At 68.5% G+C, this 18,921-nt stretch carries 15 protein-coding genes; 7 read left to right on the top strand and 8 right to left on the bottom strand.

From position 1 onward, the window contains the following. The 5 genes from E0H73_RS35860 to E0H73_RS35840 all read right to left on the bottom strand — a co-directional run bounded on the left by E0H73_RS35860 (position 1) and on the right by E0H73_RS35840 (position 4,137). A complete protein-coding gene (locus E0H73_RS35860; protein ID WP_131364036.1) occupies positions 1-288 on the bottom strand; it encodes a hypothetical protein in 288 nt (95 codons plus the stop codon). Further along, the gene (locus E0H73_RS35855) at positions 285-1,400 is read right to left on the bottom strand and encodes a hypothetical protein (protein WP_131364034.1); all 1,116 of its coding nucleotides are present in this window, start codon (positions 1,398-1,400) and stop codon (positions 285-287) included. Before E0H73_RS35855 ends, E0H73_RS35860 begins: the two co-directional genes overlap by 4 nt. 93 nt (positions 1,401-1,493) lie before the next feature. Then, positions 1,494-2,720 carry a flavin-containing monooxygenase gene (locus E0H73_RS35850; RefSeq protein ID WP_131364032.1) on the bottom strand — a complete coding sequence of 409 codons (1,227 nt, stop codon included), beginning with the start codon at positions 2,718-2,720 and terminating at the stop codon, positions 1,494-1,496. Positions 2,721-2,789: 69 nt separating this feature from the next. Next, the gene (locus E0H73_RS35845; RefSeq protein ID WP_131364030.1) at positions 2,790-3,452 is read right to left on the bottom strand and encodes a winged helix-turn-helix transcriptional regulator; all 663 of its coding nucleotides are present in this window, start codon (positions 3,450-3,452) and stop codon (positions 2,790-2,792) included. A 52-nt stretch (positions 3,453-3,504) separates the two neighbouring features. Continuing rightward, a complete protein-coding gene (locus E0H73_RS35840) occupies positions 3,505-4,137 on the bottom strand; it encodes a hypothetical protein (RefSeq protein ID WP_131364028.1) in 633 nt (210 codons plus the stop codon). Between the two features lie 255 nt (positions 4,138-4,392). On the opposite strand from E0H73_RS35840, the gene E0H73_RS35835 reads away from it, so the two are divergent. Beyond that, positions 4,393-6,147 carry an ABC transporter transmembrane domain-containing protein gene (locus E0H73_RS35835; RefSeq protein WP_131364026.1) on the top strand — a complete coding sequence of 585 codons (1,755 nt, stop codon included), beginning with the start codon at positions 4,393-4,395 and terminating at the stop codon, positions 6,145-6,147. Beyond that, complete coding sequence (locus E0H73_RS35830; RefSeq protein WP_131364024.1) at positions 6,140-7,900, top strand: ABC transporter ATP-binding protein; 1,761 nt, start codon at positions 6,140-6,142, stop codon at positions 7,898-7,900. The genes E0H73_RS35835 and E0H73_RS35830 overlap by 8 nt, the downstream gene beginning before the upstream one ends. On the opposite strand, the gene E0H73_RS35825 is transcribed toward E0H73_RS35830, so the two are convergent. Next, the gene (locus tag E0H73_RS35825; protein WP_131364022.1) at positions 7,897-8,832 is read right to left on the bottom strand and encodes a phosphotransferase; all 936 of its coding nucleotides are present in this window, start codon (positions 8,830-8,832) and stop codon (positions 7,897-7,899) included. The two genes, E0H73_RS35830 and E0H73_RS35825, sit on opposite strands and share 4 nt — an antisense overlap. Before the next feature lie 120 nt (positions 8,833-8,952). Here E0H73_RS35825 and E0H73_RS35820 point away from each other — a divergent pair, with 120 nt between their 5' ends. The 5 genes from E0H73_RS35820 to E0H73_RS35800 all read left to right on the top strand — a co-directional run bounded on the left by E0H73_RS35820 (position 8,953) and on the right by E0H73_RS35800 (position 17,515). Next, positions 8,953-10,140 carry an NAD(P)/FAD-dependent oxidoreductase gene (locus tag E0H73_RS35820; protein WP_131364020.1) on the top strand — a complete coding sequence of 396 codons (1,188 nt, stop codon included), beginning with the start codon at positions 8,953-8,955 and terminating at the stop codon, positions 10,138-10,140. Between the two features lie 38 nt (positions 10,141-10,178). Next, on the top strand, positions 10,179-13,292 hold the full coding sequence (locus tag E0H73_RS35815) for an ATP-binding protein (protein ID WP_131364018.1): 3,114 nt from the start codon (positions 10,179-10,181) through the stop codon (positions 13,290-13,292). 599 nt (positions 13,293-13,891) lie between these two features. Beyond that, positions 13,892-14,839, top strand: coding sequence for a phytanoyl-CoA dioxygenase family protein (locus E0H73_RS35810; protein ID WP_131364016.1), 948 nt, complete (start codon positions 13,892-13,894; stop codon positions 14,837-14,839). 594 nt (positions 14,840-15,433) lie between these two features. Further along, positions 15,434-16,276, top strand: coding sequence for an Hsp20 family protein (locus tag E0H73_RS35805; protein WP_131364015.1), 843 nt, complete (start codon positions 15,434-15,436; stop codon positions 16,274-16,276). Positions 16,277-16,744: 468 nt separating this feature from the next. After that, entirely contained in the window at positions 16,745-17,515 is a 771-nt protein-coding gene (locus E0H73_RS35800) for a DUF2382 domain-containing protein (protein WP_131364014.1), read from the top strand. A 446-nt stretch (positions 17,516-17,961) separates the two neighbouring features. On the opposite strand, the gene E0H73_RS35795 is transcribed toward E0H73_RS35800, so the two are convergent. After that, positions 17,962-18,210, bottom strand: a complete 249-nt coding sequence (locus E0H73_RS35795) for an SRPBCC family protein (RefSeq protein ID WP_131364012.1) — start codon at positions 18,208-18,210, stop codon at positions 17,962-17,964. Positions 18,211-18,290: 80 nt separating this feature from the next. After that, complete coding sequence (locus E0H73_RS35790; protein ID WP_131364010.1) at positions 18,291-18,530, bottom strand: hypothetical protein; 240 nt, start codon at positions 18,528-18,530, stop codon at positions 18,291-18,293. Positions 18,531-18,921: the final 391 nt, after the last annotated feature.

Genomic DNA, 18,921 nt, shown 5'->3' with positions numbered 1-18,921 from the left:
TCAACCGGTCGCCGGACCAAGCTGTCGATCGAGAATTACCGCCCAATCCTGATCGGCCAGCCCGCCGCTGACGAGGACGTCGCGCCAGTCAATGGACGCCTCCTTGATCCCCCACTGAATCTTGCGGATGTCGCCTTGGGCAGCCAGCACGATGGCTGCCTGGACGCGTTCGGAGTCGGCTCCGTTCGCCAGGAGCCGCACGACTTCTTCCGCCGACCCAGCCGCCGGGAAGTCAACGGCGACCCTGCGCTTCAACCGCGCTGACACAGGTAACACGATGCGTGTCATCCTCCTTGACCGGCTGTGGCGATGAGGGACAAGAGTGCCACCACGAGCATCAAGCCTGCGGCGACGTACGCAACGACTGTCGCCGAAATCGCCAGGGCGCGGCCGCTGGTCTGGCCGTGGACCTCGCGGAGCCCAGTACGTGCAGAGCGGACCCCCGCAGCGCTGACCAGCACCGCGGGCACGACCTGAAGGAAGAGACCGGACGCGTCAAATGACGGGTCCGAATACGCCAGCGCGTACATCGCATCGGACGCGGCCCACTGCACCAGCGGCGTGACCAAGGCCAGCACGATGGCCGCCAGAGCTGCCCGCGACCACCGCCCATCGGCCGGGCGCATCGACAGGCGACTACGGAGGCGGCTCGCCGCCAACCACGCCGCCACACCAAAGGCGAGCAACCCGACGAACGACCACAAGGCCGTGTAGTTTCTCCCGTACGAATCTGAAGCCGGTGTTGTCTCCAGTCCAGGCTTGAAGTCCGGCTGCGCCTGAACGGGATCGTCCACGTCGAAGGCTTGCAACTCGGGCGGCGCGCCGACCACCTGCCCGCCTACATCGAGTTCAATCAGCGTGTTGGCCGGCCGCTGCCCCTTGAGCGGCAGCGCCGCGACACCGTCCCGAATCGGGACGTCGACCATGATCGGCGCGCCTCCAGGGCCAACGCCGGACTTGATCGCCACTCTGGTGACGTTCGGAGCGGGCACGACCAGGGCCATCGCGGCGATCGTGTTGTCGATCCCGAGCGAGATCGACGACGCGTTCGTCGGCTTGCCAAGGTCGACGATTCGCATCGCCGGGACCGGAGTACCGGCCCGGCCATAGAGAGCGACATGCGATCCGTCGTGGGCCGGTGTCTCGGCCACGAGCAGGGTCAGGCCTTCGACCCGGGTAGCGAGCAGCCATCTGCCGGGTGAGTGTCCTTCCGCCTCCAGCCTTTCCCTTGCCGCGTCCAACAGCGCGCGGTCACCGGTCAGGTTGCCACGCAGCGGCCAAGCACCGACCGGGTGTGCGGCCACATCCGGCTCACTGTCGTCCGGGCGCGTGCAGGCTCCGCCGAGGAGCAGCATGAAGCCGCTGGCGAGCGCTACGAGCGCGCGAACCGGCCATCTCATCCCACCCCGCGCCACAAGCCCTCCCAGCACGGACGACGGCCCAAGTGCCGCCTACCGCCAGTAAAGGACGCAAGGGCGAGGCTGTACAGGTTCTTAGACGGGCTGGGGTTGTAACTGTTGGCGGGCGATTGATCGGGCCACGATGGCAGCGTCCTCGCCGACGCCGAACAGCACCGCGGACTTGCGCTTGCGCAGGAAGTGGACGCCGCAGAAGTACAGGCCCGGGACCAGCGTGCTCGCACCGTCGTCGGTGAGCGGGAAGCCCATGGCGTCGAACGCAGGGAACCGCACCCAGCGGGTGTAGTCGGGGCGGAACCCGGAGGTGACGATCACCACGAACCCCTTGAGATCCAGCTCCAACGGCGGGTCGGCGTGGAACGGCGGTGGGTCGGGCAGCTCGGGTGCCGTGATCCCCTTGGCGGGGAGTTGCTCGGTGAGCAGCCTGCGCAGGTCGGCGTACCGCGCATCGCCGAAAGCGACCGAGTCGGCGAGGTCAGCGGCGAAGTACGCCCGATGGTCCTCGACCCCGGCCAAGTGGCCCAGGAGGTGTACGCCCGTCTCCTGCAAGGTCCGGTAGTTCAGGTCGTGGCCGCCTCGCTGGCCGGTCACCAGCAGGTTGGCGCCCAGCCGAGCCGCCGGTGAGGGCAGGGCACTCAGCGGGGTGTCGAAGAAGGTGGTCTCTTTCAGCCAGCTGACGATGTCGCGGCCGCCGGTACGGCGCGGCAGCCAGGGCGCCCGTCCGCAGGCCAGGAACACGTCGCGACCCGCTTCGTGCAGCTCCTCGGAGAGCTGGCAGCCGGTCTGACCGCTTCCGACGACCAGGACCTTCCCCGGCGGAAGAGCGGCAGGGTTGCGGTAGTCATGGGCATCGACCACCGTCACGTCGTTCGGGATCCCGGCCACCACCTCGGGGCGGTGTGGTCGCTGGAAGGCGCCCGTACACACAACAACTGTCGCGGCCTGCAGCTCGCCGACCGAGGTGCGGAGGAGAAACTCGCCGTCGGGTCCGGGCTCGAGGCTGTCCACGGCGACACCCTCGCGAACCGGCGCACCGAAGCTCGACGCGTACCGCTCCAGGTATCGAACGATCTCGTCGCGCGGGACGAAGCCCTCCGGGTCGTCACCGGCGTACGTCGCGCCACGCAGACTCATGGTCCAGTTGGGTGTGACCAGGCAGAAGCTGTCCCACAGGCTCCGCCAGGTTTGGCCAACCTGCGCACGTTCGAGCACCACGTGATCGATCCCGAGGGCGGTCAGCTCGTAGCTCACCGCCAGGCCCGCCTGGCCAGCTCCAACCACCACCACTGGGTACCTGCTCATGCGTCGATGCTGCCGTCGGCAGGACCACACAAGAAGTGCAGTGTCTGAACCCCTGCCGACCTGTGGGCTTCAGTCGACGCGGCGCTTCCAGGTGGGGAGTGCCCGCGCCAGCGCGCGCGGTCCACGAACCTCGATCGCCCCGCACCGCAAGGCGTCGCCCCACTCGAGCTCTCCGAGATCCCAGCGAGCGAACGCCACCGGATCGCTCACCACGACCACCAGATCTTCTTCTCCGCCGGGGTGCCTCTCGCAGATCTCAGCGTCGCCACGCTCGATCAGCAGCCAGCCGCGGCTGCCCGGCCCCGACAGCGTCGCGTAGTCGAACCGGACCAGGACCCGGCGGTCGGGAAGCCGGCCGCGATCGAGGTGGCTGTTCACGAAGCCCCACAGCACGATGCCCGGATGCGCGTGCTCGGGTGTCAGCTCCGCCCACTGCGATCCCCAGTGCTGCAGAGCCAGCATGACCTCCGACAGCTCCCGGCCCGCTTGCGTCGGCTCGTACGTCGAGCCCGGACCGCCGGGCTTCGGACGGATCTCGAGTACGCCGGCGCGTTCCAGATCCCGCAACCGCTTGGACAGCAGGCCACGAGACAACCCAGGAGCGCCGTCGGCGATCTCGTTGAAGGTCCGGCAGCCGATCAGCACGATGTTGCGCAGGATGATGAACGACCAGCGCTCGGCCAGCAGTTCGGACGCCCGCGCGATCGGGCAGTACTGCCCGTAGGTCCTCACCCCACCCAGCCTTTCACCCCGGTGCGACCCCCACCAGTGCAAATACAGAACCTCAGATGAGGATCGGGAAGGAGAACAGGAATCCGGCCGAGATGGCGAAGCCGAGGCCTGCCATCGCGAGCAACGCCAGCTGATACCGGCGTCGCCGCATCCGCGAGGACAGCGCGGTGAAGAACAGCACGGTCGCGAACGCGACGGTGAGGATCGTGTAGTTGTCGCCGCGCTGGTTGTTGCGCAGCGCCGTCGCGAACCTCTCGTCCGCGCGGGCGTCCGACTGCTGTGCCTGCTTCAGCTCGGGGATCGAGTACTCGGGCAGCTCGAACGGGGTCGGCGCCGCGTCGGGGTTCTGCAGCGGCCTGGACTGCGTCCAGATCGGGAAGCTCGTCGCCAGTGGCTCGGGGAAGCGTGCCTGGAGAAAGCTCGTGAGCTCGGCGTCCTTGGCCTGGTAGGCCTGGAGCCACTGGGTGAACAGCGACACCTGGATCGTCATCTTCCGGTTGGCGACGCCTTCCAGTCTGGACGCCTCGATCCGGGCCGAGGAGGCCTGGGAGAAGCTGATCGACATGGCCCCGCCCCACTTGCTGGCCTGAAACCCCGACCAAGCGGTCAGGATGGCCGTCACCGACAGCAGCACAACCGCCACCAGTTCGCGCCAGTCGGTCGTGTCCCCATCCGGCTCGGCCATCCGAACGTCCCTCCTCGAGCTGCAGACCACGCGCCTCCAGACTCATCGCCACCCCGACCGGCCCCAACCATCCCGGGCGGATGATTCGGCTGCGGGCCACCTGATCGGCCACTTAGTTGCTCAGGGCCACCGCTTCGCCCGGCTCCGGGTACTGCGGCATTTGTGAATCGAATCACAAATTCGTTTCCCCGGCCGGGGTATTGCTGCGAGGATCTGCGCATGGCCAGCGGCGGTGCACGGCAGCGGAGGTGGCGGATGGCTGCCGTTCGCCACTGGCTGGACCGGATGACCGAGACGTGGATCCCGCCGACACACGGTGATCTGACCAGCCCCTGGCGCTTCCTCTTCTGGCTCACTCGATCGCAGTCGCGGCGGGTCGCGACAGGTGCGCTGTTGGGCACCCTCTGGATGGTCGGCTTGGCGGTGCCACCGTGGGTGCTGTCCCGTGCGGTGGATGACGGACTTGTCGCCGGAGACACGGCCGCCCTCGTCTGGTGGGCTCTGCTCCTGCTCGTGGTCAGCGTGCTGAACGCGCTCGTGGGGATCGCGCGGCATCGCACGATGACCAAGATCCGGATGGACGCATCGTTTCGCTCGGTCCGGGCAACGGTGTGGCACACGTCCCGCCTGGGCGCCTCTCTGACGCGTCGCGTGAGCGCTGGAGAGGTGGTGACGGTTGGCATCGCCGACGTGTACACGGTGGCGATGGCGCTGACTGTCACGGGTCCCGGCGTCGGCGCGGTGGTCGCGTACGCCGTAGTCGCGGTCGTGCTGTTCACCATTTCGCCACTGCTGGCCGCGGTCGTGCTCGCCGGCGTTCCGCTGCTCGCTGTCGCAGTAGGCCCGTTCTTGCAGCGCATCGAGCGCACCGGCGGCGAGTACCGCGTGCATCAGGGGCGGCTGACGACCCGCCTGGTCGATGTCCTGGCCGGGCTACGAGTGCTCAACGGCCTCGGCGGGAAGGGCGTTGTCGCCGAGCGGTACGGACAGGACTCGCAAGGACTGGTGAATCGTGGCTACCGCGTCGCCGGGCCCTCGAGTTGGGTCGGCGCACTGTCCACCGGACTCCCGGCGCTGTTCCTGGCCGCGGTGGTGTGGCTGTCGGCGCGCATGGCTGCGACCGGTGACATCAGCATCGGAGACGTTGTTGCCGTCTACGGCTACGTCGCCGTGCTCGTCGTACCGGTGTCGGCCTTCATCGAGGGCGGAGGTGACATCGCTCGTGCGCGGGTGGCCGGTCAGCGAATCATCGATCTGCTCAACCTGCCGGTCACACGCGACAACGACCGCGACGGGGTGATTCCCACTGACGGAGGCCCATTGGCCGATCCGCGATCGGGCGTCGTGATTTATCCCGGACGGTTCACCGCGCTGGTCGCTGCCCGCCCGGCGGAGGCAGTCGCTGTGGTCGAGAGGCTTGGGCAGCTGAGCACCGACCCCGAGGCCGGTGCGACCTGGGCCGACGTACGGATCGATGATGTTGCCCGCTACGAGTTCAGGCGCCGGCTGGTTGTCGCCGACAACCACGCCGAGGTGTTCGCCGGCACGGTCCGCGACATCGTTGCGGGACGCCTTGAACCCGACGACGTCCGAATCCGTGCCGCCCTGCACGCGGCCGTGGCCGAGGACGTCGTGGAGGCGTTGCCCGGCGGTCTGGACGCGTCGATCGCGGCCGGCGGGAGTGACCTGTCTGGTGGCCAACGGCAACGGATTCAACTCGCCCGGGCGATCTATGCCGCACCTGAAGTCCTGCTCGCAGTCGAACCCACCTCCGCGGTCGACGCCAACACCGAAGCAGCCATGATCGACCGGCTCCGCGAAGCCCGGCGCGACTCGACGACGGTGATCACCACGACGTCACCGCTCGTACTGGACCGCGCCGACGAAGTCATCGTCCTGGTCGACGGTCAGACGTCGTCAGTCGGGACACACGCCGAACTCCTGCGCAGCGATCGCGGCTATCGAGACGTGGTATCCCGTGCACAGGGCGATCAGGAGAACGATGAGTAGGCAACTGCCGATCGCAGGCACCCGCGAGGTCCGTGCTGCGGCGCTGCGTGACTTGCGCGCGGACAGGGGCGCCGTGGTCGGGATCGTCTGTGTCAACGGGCTTGCCGCTGCAGCGGGCCTGGTTGGGCCATGGTTGCTCGGCCGGATCATCGACACGATCCAAGCCGGCGGCAGTGATGTGCTCAGCCGGGTGGACCGTCTCGCCTTCGGCGCCTTGGTGTTCACGATCGTGCAGACAACCCTGACCTGGTGGGCGCTGAAGATCGGCTACCGATTCGGCGAACGCACAGCGGCACGTGTTCGAGAACGCTTCCTGAAACGCACCCTGGCACTACCGCCACGAGTCGCAGACCATCTGCCCACCGGCGACCTGATCGCCCGCGGAAGCACCGACGCATCCGTGGTGGCCATGACCTTGCGGTACGCCGTACCCGAGGTACTCGTTGCCCTCGTCCACGCCCTGTTCCTCGTCGTCGCCGTGGTCGTCCTGGATCCGTTGCTCGGACTGTGTGGGCTCGCCTGCCTGATCGGCGTCGCGGCGGCCGTGCGCTGGTATCTGCGGCGTGCCAGACCGGTCTATCTGGCGGTCGCAGCGACCGGAGCAGAACTGGCGGACGTCGTCGCCAGCACCGCCAAAGGCGCCCGGACGATCGAACTGCTCGGGTTGGGAGACCGCCGAGCGCAGGCCGCAGAATCCGCCGTCACTCAAGCCCGGTCCGCACGCCTAGGGGCACTGTGGCTGCGAACGGTGCTGTTTCCGTGGGCAGACGTGTCACTGGCACTGCCGGTGGTCGGAGTTCTCCTGGTCGGCGGCGCCCTGCAGGCCAATGGTGTGGTCAGCCTCGGTGTAGTCGTGACGGCAACGGTGTACCTACGCCAGCTCGTCGGCCCACTCGACACCCTGATGCTCTGGATCGAACAACTACAAGGCGCCGGCGCCTCCTACGCCCGCGTCGAGGGTCTGGCCGACGTCCCCGACGAGGAACCCCGGCCAACCACGCACGCCGGCGCCGCCGAGGACGGCGACCGTATCCAGGTGAGCAACGCTCACTACAGCTACACCGAGGATCGCGACGTGCTGCACGGAATTGATCTGTCGGTGCAACCCGGAGAACGGTTGGCCATCGTCGGCACCTCGGGGGCAGGGAAATCGACGCTGGCACGGCTCCTCGCCGGCCTCGACCGCCCGCACACCGGGTCAGTGACCATCGGCGGTACGCCGGTTGCCGACCTGCCGCCCGACGAGCTGCGCGAACACGTCGTACTCATCACCCAGGACCATCACGTTTTCCACGACACGCTGCGCGACAACCTGCGGATCGCACGACCGAACGCGACCGACAAGGAGTTGTACGCCGCCTTGGACGCCGTCGGAGCCGCGTGGTTGAACGACCTCCCCGACGGGCTGGACACCGAGATCGGCGACGACACCACCCTCGACGGAGCCAGTGCCCAGCAACTCTCGCTGGCACGAGTCGTCCTCGCCGATCCGCACACCCTGATCCTCGACGAGGCGACCGCACAACTCGACCCCAGGACAGCACGCCGTACAGAACAATCGCTGGCCGCCGTACTGCGGGGTCGTACCGTGATCGCGATCGCCCATCGCCTTCAGACCGCGCACGATGCCGACAGGATCGCCGTCATGGAAGCCGGCGAGCTCGTCGAGCTCGGCACCCACGACGAACTCGTCAGCGCAGGACGCGTCTACGGCAAACTCTGGCGGTCATGGCACGCAGAGGCCGACGACTAGGTGGGTCGCGTCCAGTCGCGTCGGTTCAGCTCCACGGTGAGGTCGTTGAAGGCGACTCGGTCGCTGTCGGTTGCGGTGTGCGGCCGGGCGAACCAGTCCGCGTACTCCGCCAGCTCGGACAGTCGCCACTCCAGGTCGAACAGCTCGATCATCTCCCAGTTCGGAGCGGCCAGTTCGGCGTATCCGGAGTCGACCAGGGTGCCCACGTCACGTTCCCGCGGTGCTTGGGCCAGCGATTCCCAGTCGACGAAGACAACCCTCTGATCGGTGACGAGCTGGTTGGCGGTGTGCGGCTCACCGTGCGTCGGCACCCACGGATGGTCTGCGGCCCGGCGAGCCAGCTCGTGGTAGCTGTCGGTCCAGCGTCGGATCGCGTTGATCCGCTGGGCCAGGGCAGTCCGGGCAGGTTCGCCGTACGGGCCGGTCTGCCATGGGTTGCGCAGCAGGTCGGCCAAGGAGTCGCCGAAGTCCTCTCCGACCCGGGGATGCCAGCTCGGGATGCCCGCGGGAGGCGCGGCGGCGTGCAGGCGCGCGAGCGCTTCTGCGTTCTGCTGAGCCAGGCGGTCGCTGTCGATGCCGCCTGAGCCGACCGGTTCGCCGTCCAGCCATGGCACACAGCTCAGACTGCCGCCGGCCAGCGGAGCCGTGTAGTGACCCTGGCGATTGCGTATGGATGCCACGACGAACTCGAGTCCGCTCGCGGCCAGCTCGCCCGCCGCGGCGTAAGCAGCCTCGAGCGACTCCGCCGAGTGGCGTCGGCCGAGGCTGTCGAGCGTGACGAACAGCCGCGGCATCCCGCCGTACGAGACCCGCCAGTGGTGCGCGCCGAACCCGACCGGCAGATGTTCGATCGCGTCGAGGTCGATCGCCCAGCCCGTTCGGACGGCATCGAGGACCGCCTCGGCTGAGACGACCTCCGGCGGCTCACGCATGAATGCAGCCAAGCACATGCTCGGCCCAACTCTTGGTGAGGAGTCGTGGGGAAGGTTCGGGGAAGGCGGTGTTTCTACGGTCGGCGGTGTGGTGGTCCACCAACCGAACGGAGTACTGCCATGACCGCAACGGGCTCCTCGACCGAGTGGGACTCCATCGTCGTCGGCGGCCGCGTCGCCGGCGCCTCGACCGCACTGCTACTCGTCCGCGCCGGCCTGCGGGTGCTGGTTGTGGACCGCGGCCGCCGAGGCTCGGACACCGTGTCCACGCATGCGCTCATGCGCGGCGGCGTCCTGCAACTGCGACGCTGGGGTTTGCTCGACCGTGTGGTTGCCAGCGGCGCGCCTGCGGTGCGCCGGGCGACGTTCCATTACGGCGCGGAGTCCCTGGCTGTCTCGCTCAAGCCGTATGCCGGTGTGGACGCCTTGTACGCGCCACGTCGTACCGTCCTCGACGCCATCCTCGTCGACGCCGCGGAGGAAGCCGGCGCGCGGTTCCGTTTCGGGACGGCGGTCGAAGACCTGGCCCGCGATACCACCGGCCGCGTCGTCGGAGCGGTGCTGCGCGACCATGGCGGGGCCACCTGGACCGATCACGCGCGACTCGTTGTCGGCGCCGACGGACGCGCCTCTGCGGTGGCCGCTCGGGTGGCCGCACCGACCATTGCAGCGGGCGCCAACGCCGGGGCGTACGCCTACGGGTACTGGCCAGCCGCGGACCTGGACGGCTATCACTGGTACTACGGCGACGCGTTGTCCGCTGGGGTCATCCCCACGAACGACGGTCTCGCGTGCGTGTTCGTCGGCGGTCCACCGGACGTGCTCGCCAAGGCTGCGGGCGACCGAGGGCCTGCCGCCGCGCATCACAGGCTGCTGGAGCGGCTCGACGGCGGACTTGCCGACCTCACGGCAGCACCGCCGTACGGCGCTGTGCGGTTCTTCCGCGGGATGCCTGCGCGACTGCGTCGACCCTACGGGCGTGGTTGGGCGCTCGTCGGGGATGCCGGCTGCTGGGTAGATCCGCTCTCCACTCACGGGATCACCGACGCACTGCGCGACGCGGAGTTGCTGGCGGAGGCCGTTGTTGCCGGATCGGGATCGGAGGACGACGCCGGGTCCGGGCTGACCGGCTACCAGACCCGGCGGGACTGTTTGGCTCTGCCGATGCAGCCGATCGTCGACCGTCTCGCTTCCCACGAGTGGGACCTCGGAGAGGCCCGCCGGTTGCTGCGCGGGCTGTCCTCGGTGATGGCCGACGAGGTCGAAGCGATCCGCGGTTTCGACGCTGCCCCCTCGCGCATCGCCTGACAGGGCCGGCGCGATTACAGTTGCCGATAGGAGTAGCGATGGGCGTCGAGATCGAGCTGTTGGGCGGCTTCGCCGTCCGGGTCGACGGGCGGGCCGTTCCCGCGGAGGAGTGGCGTCGCCGCCAGGCGGCCGCGCTGGTCAAGCTCCTCGCGCTTGCGCCGCGCCGGGCGCTGCACCGTGAGCAGGTGATCGACGCACTGTGGCCCGGTGACGGGATCGACAGTGCGGCGGCACGGCTGCACAAGGCCGCTCACTACGCCCGGCGCACGCTCGGCGATCCGCGGGCGATGGTCCTGGCTGGGGACATCGTGTCCCTGTTCCCGGACGTCGAAGTGGTGGTCGATGCGGAGGTGTTCGAGCGGTCCGCCCAGCAGGCCCTCGCCGCCACAGACGGGCCAGGCCGCGAGGCGGCTACCGCGGCCGATCTCTGGTCCGGGGACCTGCTGCCCGAGGACTCGTACGAGGCGTGGCTGGAGGAACCGCGGGAGCGATTGCGCCTGCTGCATCAGAAGGTACTGCGTCGAGCCGGTCGCTGGGAGGATCTCGCCAGCGCCGACCCCGCCGACGAGGACGCCAGCCTGGCCGTAGCGCGAAAGCTCGCCGGCGGCGGTGACAGGCGTGGAGCGCTGCGACAGCTGGAACGGCTTGAGCGAGCGCTGCGCGGCGAGCTCGGCGTCACCCCGAGTCCGGCTGTCGCGTCGTTGCGCGCCGAGCTGCTCGCCCTGGACGTCCCGCACGCCGAGGGCCGGCGGCCGCCGCTGGGCCGCGCTCCCGAACTCGGCCGGATCGACCGGCTCATCGTTGCCGCGAGCAATGGCCAGGGCCGGACGCTGTTCGTGTCCGGGCCCGCGGGCATCGGCAAGACCGTCGTACTGCGCTGGCTCGACCGGCGAGCCGAAGAGCACGGGCTGCGCGTCGGTTTCGGCACGGCTGCCGCCATCGAGGGGGCGTGGCCCTACGCGCCGGTGCTCGAGGCGCTCGCGGATCTGTGCCGGCGCCATCCTGCTCTGCTCGACGGCCTGGCCGACGAGTACCGCGTCGAGATCGAGGGGGCTCTGCGCGGCGCCTCCCCGGACTGGGACGGCGAGAGCCGCCACCAGCGACTGTTCGTCAGCGCCGCCGAACTGCTGCGGCTCGCGTCCTCGAGCGGCGGCGCAGTGCTCGTCGTCGACGACGCACACGACGCCGACGAGGCCAGCCTGCGCCTCCTGCATTATCTGTCCCGGAGCGCGGTCGGGGAGAGGATCGTGATCGTGGTCGCGCACCGGCCGTGGCCGCTGCGGCCGGCGATGGACGCGATGCGCCGCAGCCTGATCGGCCGCGGCACGTCCGTGCCGTTGGACCTCGGTCCGCTGGCCGATGAGGACATCCGCCAGCTGGCCGGCCGGGCCGTCGGCGAGGATCAGGTGCTGCTCGAACGAGTGGTGAAGCTGTCCGGTGGCAACCCGTTCGCCGCGGTAGAACTTGCGCGCACCGCCAGGGTGGGCGACGACCGCGCCGGTCCGATGGGCGCACTGGTGCTCCGCGGCATCGGCGCCGACGCGACCGCCGCGCTGATCAGGGTTGCAGTGCTGGGTGGTGCGTTCGACACCGACGAGTACGTCGCCCTGTCGGGCGTCGGGGAGGCGCGCGCCTATGTACTCCTCGACGACACGCTCGCCGCGGGTGCGATCGAGCAGACCAGTGCCGGCTACCGCTTCCGGCACTCGCTCGTGCGCGATGCGCTGCTGGACGGGCTGCCGCCGCACCGGCTCCTCCCGCTGCACCGTCATGCTGCCGAGGTGTTGCGCGGCCTCGGCGCCTCACCCGCGCGGATCGGCTATCAGCTGCTGCAGGCCGGCGACGTCGGTGCTGCTGCACCGTTCCTGCTGCAGGCCGCCCGCACAGACGCGGCCATCGGGGCTTACCGCGATGCGCTCGCGCTGATCGACACGGTGCGGCAGGAGGTCCGTGACCCGGAGCGCGGGCCGATGCTCGCTCTCCGCGCGGACATGCTGATGGCCACCGGTGACGCAGGCGCCATCCTCGCGTACCGGGAGGCGCTGGGCGCCACCGTCGACCCCGCCGAGCAGCGGCGATTGCTGCCACGGCTGGCGCGGGCCGCCACCTTCGCCGGCGATTACGCGACTGCGGCCGAAGCCCTCGAAGGTCTGGAGCCGAACGGATCGGCCGACGACGCCGCGTTGCTGCTCCAGCGCGGGATCCTGTCGTACCTGACCGGCGATCTCCCAGCGGCCGAGGCTGCCGCGGACGAGGCACGCCGCCGGATCGGAGTGGCCGATCCCGGCGACTGGCGGATGTACGACCTGATCTCCTTGCAGGGCCTGGTCGCGCACCTGCGCGGGGAGTGGTTCGGCCGGCTCGCTGTGGAACTGCGTGCCGGCGCGCGACGGCCGGACCTGGCCCGGTCGATGTTCGACAGCCACCTCTGCGTGGCGGAGTTCCTGCTGTACGGACCGACGCCGTACGCCGAGGTGCTAGCGCTCGCCGCCACCCTGCGCGAGTCGGCACAGCGATCCGGCGTTCTGCGGGCTGTCGCCTTCGCCACCGCGCTGCGCGGCGAGGCTGCCTTGCTCTCGGGCGACCTGACCCTCGCCGAATCCGAGCTCACCGAGGCCGCACAACTGCATCACGACATCGGCTCGACCGCGGGTGAGGCCCACAGCCTGCAGCGGCTCGCCGAGGTGCGCCTCGAGCAGGGTGACCCTGCCGAGGCGAGGCGACTCTTGCACCGAGCGCTTCCGCTCGCTCGCTGGTCGTCGATCGCGCTGCATCTACTGCAGCGCGTGTACGGGACGATGATCCGCGCGGCGCCGGACGCAGACAGTGCCCGGGCCGCCGTGGACCAGGCAACGGCCGCCCTTGGCCAGGAAGACTCCTGCACCTTCTGCTCCATCATGCTCGCAGTGCCCGCCGCGACTGCCTGCGCCGACGCCGGCGATCTCGACGACGCTCGCCGGTACCTCGCCGCCGCCGAGAAGTCCGCTGCACTGTGGAAGGGCACCGCGTGGCAGGCCGCGATCGCCGAGGCACGAGCACATCTGCACAGCGCCGAAGGTGACCGCGACGGCGCGCGTCGCCGGCTGCTCGAAGCCGCCGAGCTCTTCGCCGCGGCCGGCCAGCCCCTCGACGCCGACCGCTGCCTCACCTGACGACCCGATGTCCTGCGACATCTGCCGGGGGCACCCACCAAACCTGCAGGTCAGGGGCTGCTTGGGCGCAAAGAGGCGCACGAAGGACCGGCGATCGTTGGGGCCAAACGTGGGGCCGAAGTCGTGGCGACTCGTGTTGCCTGCAGTTGCACCGCGAAGGCCTCGACACTGTGTGGCCAGAGCCGGACCAGCCGACCACCGCCGTCGTCGAACGCTGGCACTGCGAGCGGTGTCAACCTCACCGGGCCCGCATCACCATGTGCGGAGGGTGCAACTCGACGGTGATGCTCGGCGGACACCTCGCGGCCGGCGAACTGGAACAGATGCCTGACGCGGTCGTGCTGTGGCTCGTGGGCCACGGCTGGACCCGCGCTGTCGACGAATGGGTTTGCGGAGCTCACTCCGAAGCCATCGATAATGCCTAGCTGCCACGCGCGGACTCTTGCTAACGTCCTGCGCATGCAGAAGAACTGGAGTGCCGGACATCCGGCACCGCCCGGCCGGCCAGCACGCACTGACTGAGTCCCTTATCCAGTTCAGTCGCGTGCTGCGCCCGAGCCCCGCGAGGATGGCGCAGTCCCGGAAGGGTGCTACTTCGCATGCAGGTTCCAGACCGCAATCTCAACGAGTTGCGTGAGCATGGCTTCACGATCGTTCCCGGATTCCTTGCCCCTGAAGAGCTGAAGGCCGCTCAGGAGGCACTCTGGGAACAGCATGTCCATCCCGGTGGATATGAATGCTTCGGCTACCCCCGCCCCGCAGAGTACTTCGCCGACCCGTCAGCCCATCAGGAATACGCGGCCAGCCAGTTCGCCGGGAGTCGAATGGCGCCGTGGCAGTCCTGGGATCTGAACCGGCTCGCGTTCCACCCAGACCTGGTGGATCTGGCTGAGCGATTCCTCGGATCGGCGGACCTCCACCTCTACGACGCAGACCTATGGGCGAAATATGCAGGCGCGATCGACTACGAACAGCCGCACCATCGCGACTTCATCAACCACACACTCGTGGTCCCCAGACGCGACGACCCTGGACGCCAGCTGAGGTCCTACATCCTGCTGTCCGACATCGACGAAGACGACGGACCAACCAAGATCGTCCCACTTGCGGCAGGCGCCGAACGCCCCTATTGGCCAACAGACAAACTCCACGGCTGGGAGAATTTCGCCGGCGGAACCGGCCTCGAGCTTGGCGCGTTCGCCGACGTCGAGGTGAGCGTGACCGGGCCCGCCGGCAGCCTCTTCGCGTTCCGCACGGACATCCTGCATCGCGGATCGAACATGACCGGTGTCCGTCGCGCCCGCTTCGTACTCGAGGTCAATTACGAGGTGTGGGGATCAAGATGGACCGGCAGGACGGAATGGCCCGTCCACTCACAGAACCCGCATTGGACCGAGACGATGGAACGGGCCACGCCCCGTGAGCGCGAACTGTTCGGATTCCCTTCGGTCGGCGACCCCTACTGGGACGACCAGACGCTCGCAGACGTGCAATGCCGCTACCCGAGCATGGACATGGCGCCATACACGGACCAGGCGTCCCGATGAACGTGGAACCCCGCGACTTCGAACGCGACGCGCTCGTGTCGACACTTCACGCCTGAGAGCTTTCGGACACGTCGCTCAGCTATATGCCGGTCGGTGCTGGAGCGCATCACTACTTGCCGTTCAATTCGGGCGGGCAACGTTGGTTCGTCACGGTCGACGGGCTCTTCGGCAAGTTGTTCGCGATGTTTGGCCCGACCTTCTCGCCCTAGATCGATGTTGACCTCGAGGCGGCGTTCAAGGCGCTCGAGGGCGCCTTCCGCACGGACGTTGCCCTGCACGATGGCGGACTTGAGGTGGACCTGCGGGAGCTGTTGCGGGGCTTGGAGCCCGAAGACTCGCACGCGCTCGTCTAGACCGGCGTCGGCCGTAAGGACGGACAGAGCGTAACCGGGCGGTGATCGCCGCCCAGCGGCCGGGTCAGCATCGCCTAGTGCAGCCGGCTGGGGAGTCGCGCAGCCGGTCGCCGACCGGGTCACCCAAATGCTCAGCGGCTTTGTGTAACGCGAAGGGGTACACACTTGAGCTAGCCCAGGCAGTAGCCAGGCGAACCGGCCCCGGGCCACGAGTTGGTCAGCAAGCGGCCCGATGGTTTGATTGTCGCGCTCCTGGCTGCACGACTCGATCACCAGTCGGTCGACGTCGAGCGCCAGCAACGCGGGGATCAGTGCTCGCAAGCAGTCATCTCTGCTGCTGCGGATCGCGGCACCTCCTGGCGGCGAACCGCCGCCAGGAGTCGACGTCGAGGAAACCGCCGACGAGCTCGAGGTCGACCTCCCCGGCGCCGCGGCTCCGGGCGTGATCATGGAGTGGAACGACCGGCACCTCATCGTGCACGGCCGGATCCCGGCGCGCACCCATACCGGGCCGCTGCGCCGACACACCCGGCGCACCGGGCCGATACACCACACCATCGAGCTTCCGGCGCCGGTGCAGGGCGACAAGATCACCGCCACGCTGACCAACGGCGTACTGACCATTCATGCGCCCAAGGCCCACCCCCGCCCCCTGTCTACATCGTTGACGCCGACGCTACCGATGGACCGCTGCCATGAACGCACCGCCGCTGGACCCGTACGCGACCCTGGGCGTGACCGTCGGGCCTCCGACGACGACCTCGACCACGCCTTCCGCGGACTCGTCCGCCAACTCCACCCCGACACCCGCACACCAGACCCCGACAACGACGCTGGCAACAAGTCCGGCAACGACGCCGATCGGCGCCTGCAGGATCTCCTCAACGCCTACGCCACCCTGCGCGACCCGATCCGCCGCGCCGCCTACGACCGGACCCTGGCCCAGGCAGTTGCGCCCAGCGCTCCTTCGCCGCAGCCGCGGGGCTCGCAGGCCGTGCCGATCCGGGTCGGTCCGGCGATCCGGGTCAGCCCAGTGCGCTGGGAACCGCCAGCAGCAGGAGGAAGACACGATGGCACCCGTTGACGACATCGAGACCTACTGCGACAACGGCGTCCGGAAGACCCGCTGGCGCAACAGCTCCGAACCTTTCGCCGCCGGCGGCGGCAAGCAGCGCCAAGTCAGCCAAGGCGCCACCGTCGCGCAGTGGTACAGAGTCGACCAGATCATCACCCAACCCCGACGGCACCACCGCCGAACACAACTCCTACCGCTACCGCCGCGAAGCCCACGCCACCGGCGAGTTGGACGACATCGCCGACCTGGTGGCGCCCCTCCTCAGCGCCTGACCGGAGCGGCGATTGATCGACACCTGGCATGCGAGGCGCTGGGACGGTTGGTGATCGTGTCCGCGCCGTCGAAGCCTCGCTTTCGCCCATGCTGGAGGTCCTGGGTCGTCACACAGAGTGGATGGCCACGAACTTATGCGATGGGGATAGACGAGAAGTTGGCGGGTACCTTCCGCACCTAATCCGAAGATGTGGGGAGTAGCTCATGATTGACCAGGATCAGGTGCAGAGGTTGATCGGTCGTGATGCCTACGGCAGCGACGGCGACAAGATCGGCCGGGTGGGCCAGGTGTTTCTCGACGACCAGACAGGCAGGCCGGACTTCGCTACCGTGAACACCGGGCTGTTCGGGATGAGTGAAAGCTTTGTTCCGCTTGTCGAGGCGATGCTGACCGACGCGGGGTTGTCGGTGCCGTTCACCAAGGAGCGGGTCAAGGACGCACCGAACGTCAGTCCCGACGATGGGCACCTGTCGGAGGAGGACGAACAGCTGCTGTTCGAGTACTACGGCCTTGGCTATGCCGCGCGGGCCGAGCGGCACCGCGATGACAGCGGGAACGCGGGTGACGATGTTGTGGGCCGTGATACTTCGGGTCCGACCACTGACCAGGCGATGACGCGGTCGGAGGAGCGGCTCGACGTCGGTACCCAGCGGCAGGAGGCCGGCCGGGTCCGGTTGCGCAAGTACGTGGAGACGGAGCAGGTGCAGACCACGGTGCCGGTACAGCGCGAGCGGGCGGTGGTAGAGCGTGAACCGATCACCGACGCCAACATCGATGCGGCCACGTCAGGACCGGAGATTTCTGAGGAAGAACACGAGGTCGTCCTTCACGAGGAGAAGCCGGTGGTCGGAACACATACCGAGCCGGTTGAGCGGGTCCGACTGGGCAAGGAACAGCGCACCGACGAGGAGACCGTTTCCGGTGAGGTGCGTAAGGAGCGCATCGAAACCGACGGCGACATCGACAGCAAGTAGGTTGCCTCAGCACACCCCGGTGGCGGGGCGTGCTGGCGCGTTCGTCCGCCGGCGCCCCGCCACCGCAACTGCCACGCCACGCTCTGTTCCGACACACGCGTAGCACTAACTGGCACCCAGAAGAGTCAGTCAAGTAGTCGTGTCGCGATCGTCCGCCGCGGTGATCAGGCGCGGCTGTCGACCCGCAACCGCAACGACATCAGCGACCGGTTCCCCGACATCGTCGCCCATCACCTACGCCGTAGCTGCCCTCCGGCATCGATGCCTGCCACTGTCGCTCCGCTGACGGGCGCGCTGGTCCCGGATGCTGGGGATGTCAGGCCCTCCCGCATCCCTGGCCGATCGCGTTGACTCGTCCCGGGCGAGAGAAGCCAGGCGCATAGCGGGAACTGAGAGGACCCCCCGGCCGCATCCCGGCCCGGCTTCTGTCGCCGTTGACGGTTGGCTCAACCGCAGATGGCGGCAGCCAGACGATCGAGCGATTCCTGCAGACCATCGGCGCCGACCACCGGTAACTCGTCGATCATGTCGAGATGGGTGAACTCCCGCCAGTCGTACACGTGGGTGACCAGGCAGCCCACGCCGTCCGGCTCGAGCCGCCACCGCGGTGCGACCGGTGGTTGCTGCTCGATGCCGCAACCTCGGCGAAAGGGCGCCGACGAGCTGGGAACGAGGACTGGCAAACCATCGTGCACCGGCCTCCGCCAAGCCGCAGCGCGACTCGTTGACGGCGGCTTGACCCGTCGAGATCATCCTCGACATCATGCGCCCGTCCCTACTCCTGGCGGCAGGGCCGCCAAGTCGGCCTGTTCCACACGATCGGCGAATATCGCGAGCCGGCAACGCGGCGACCATCGGCGCGCGGATCGATCAGCTGCTCGACAGCACCACGCTCAGCAAGCGAGTCCGGCACACGCTCGGCAAGATCTTGGTCCACACCGGCAAGACGATCGGCCAGGTGACCGCTGATGACCTGTTGACGATGGATGCTGCCTTGGCGCCGCTTCGACTGCATAGCTCGCATCGGCGCTCGATCCAGCACCGGTGGCGGGTGCTGATGGACCTGGGCTGGATCAGCCATGACTCCGTAGCCTGGCTGGTGCAGCGCCCGCGAGCCGCAGCTATCGGCCGAGGAACTGATCGACCGCTACGAGCTCCGCAGCCCTCATCGTGAGCTCTTCCTTACTACCTGAAACAGCGTCGACCGAGCGTGCGAGAGGTATGGGTCGTCGCGATGGCCGCGAGTTACAGTTTCGGGACTGCGACACGCGCTGACGCAAGGCCAGAGCCCTACTACCGCGATAGACCGCGCACGGGAGCGCTGATGCATGCCGCTCCAACTACCCGGATCCTCCGATGACTGCGCGCCTCGCCTTTGCACGGGTACGGGGGCAGCATAGAGCCGA

This window comes from Kribbella pittospori, from assembly GCF_004331465.1.
In the GTDB taxonomy this organism is placed as follows: Bacteria; Actinomycetota; Actinomycetes; order Propionibacteriales; family Kribbellaceae; genus Kribbella; species Kribbella pittospori.
This window is presented reverse-complemented; position numbering and strand designations above follow the sequence as displayed.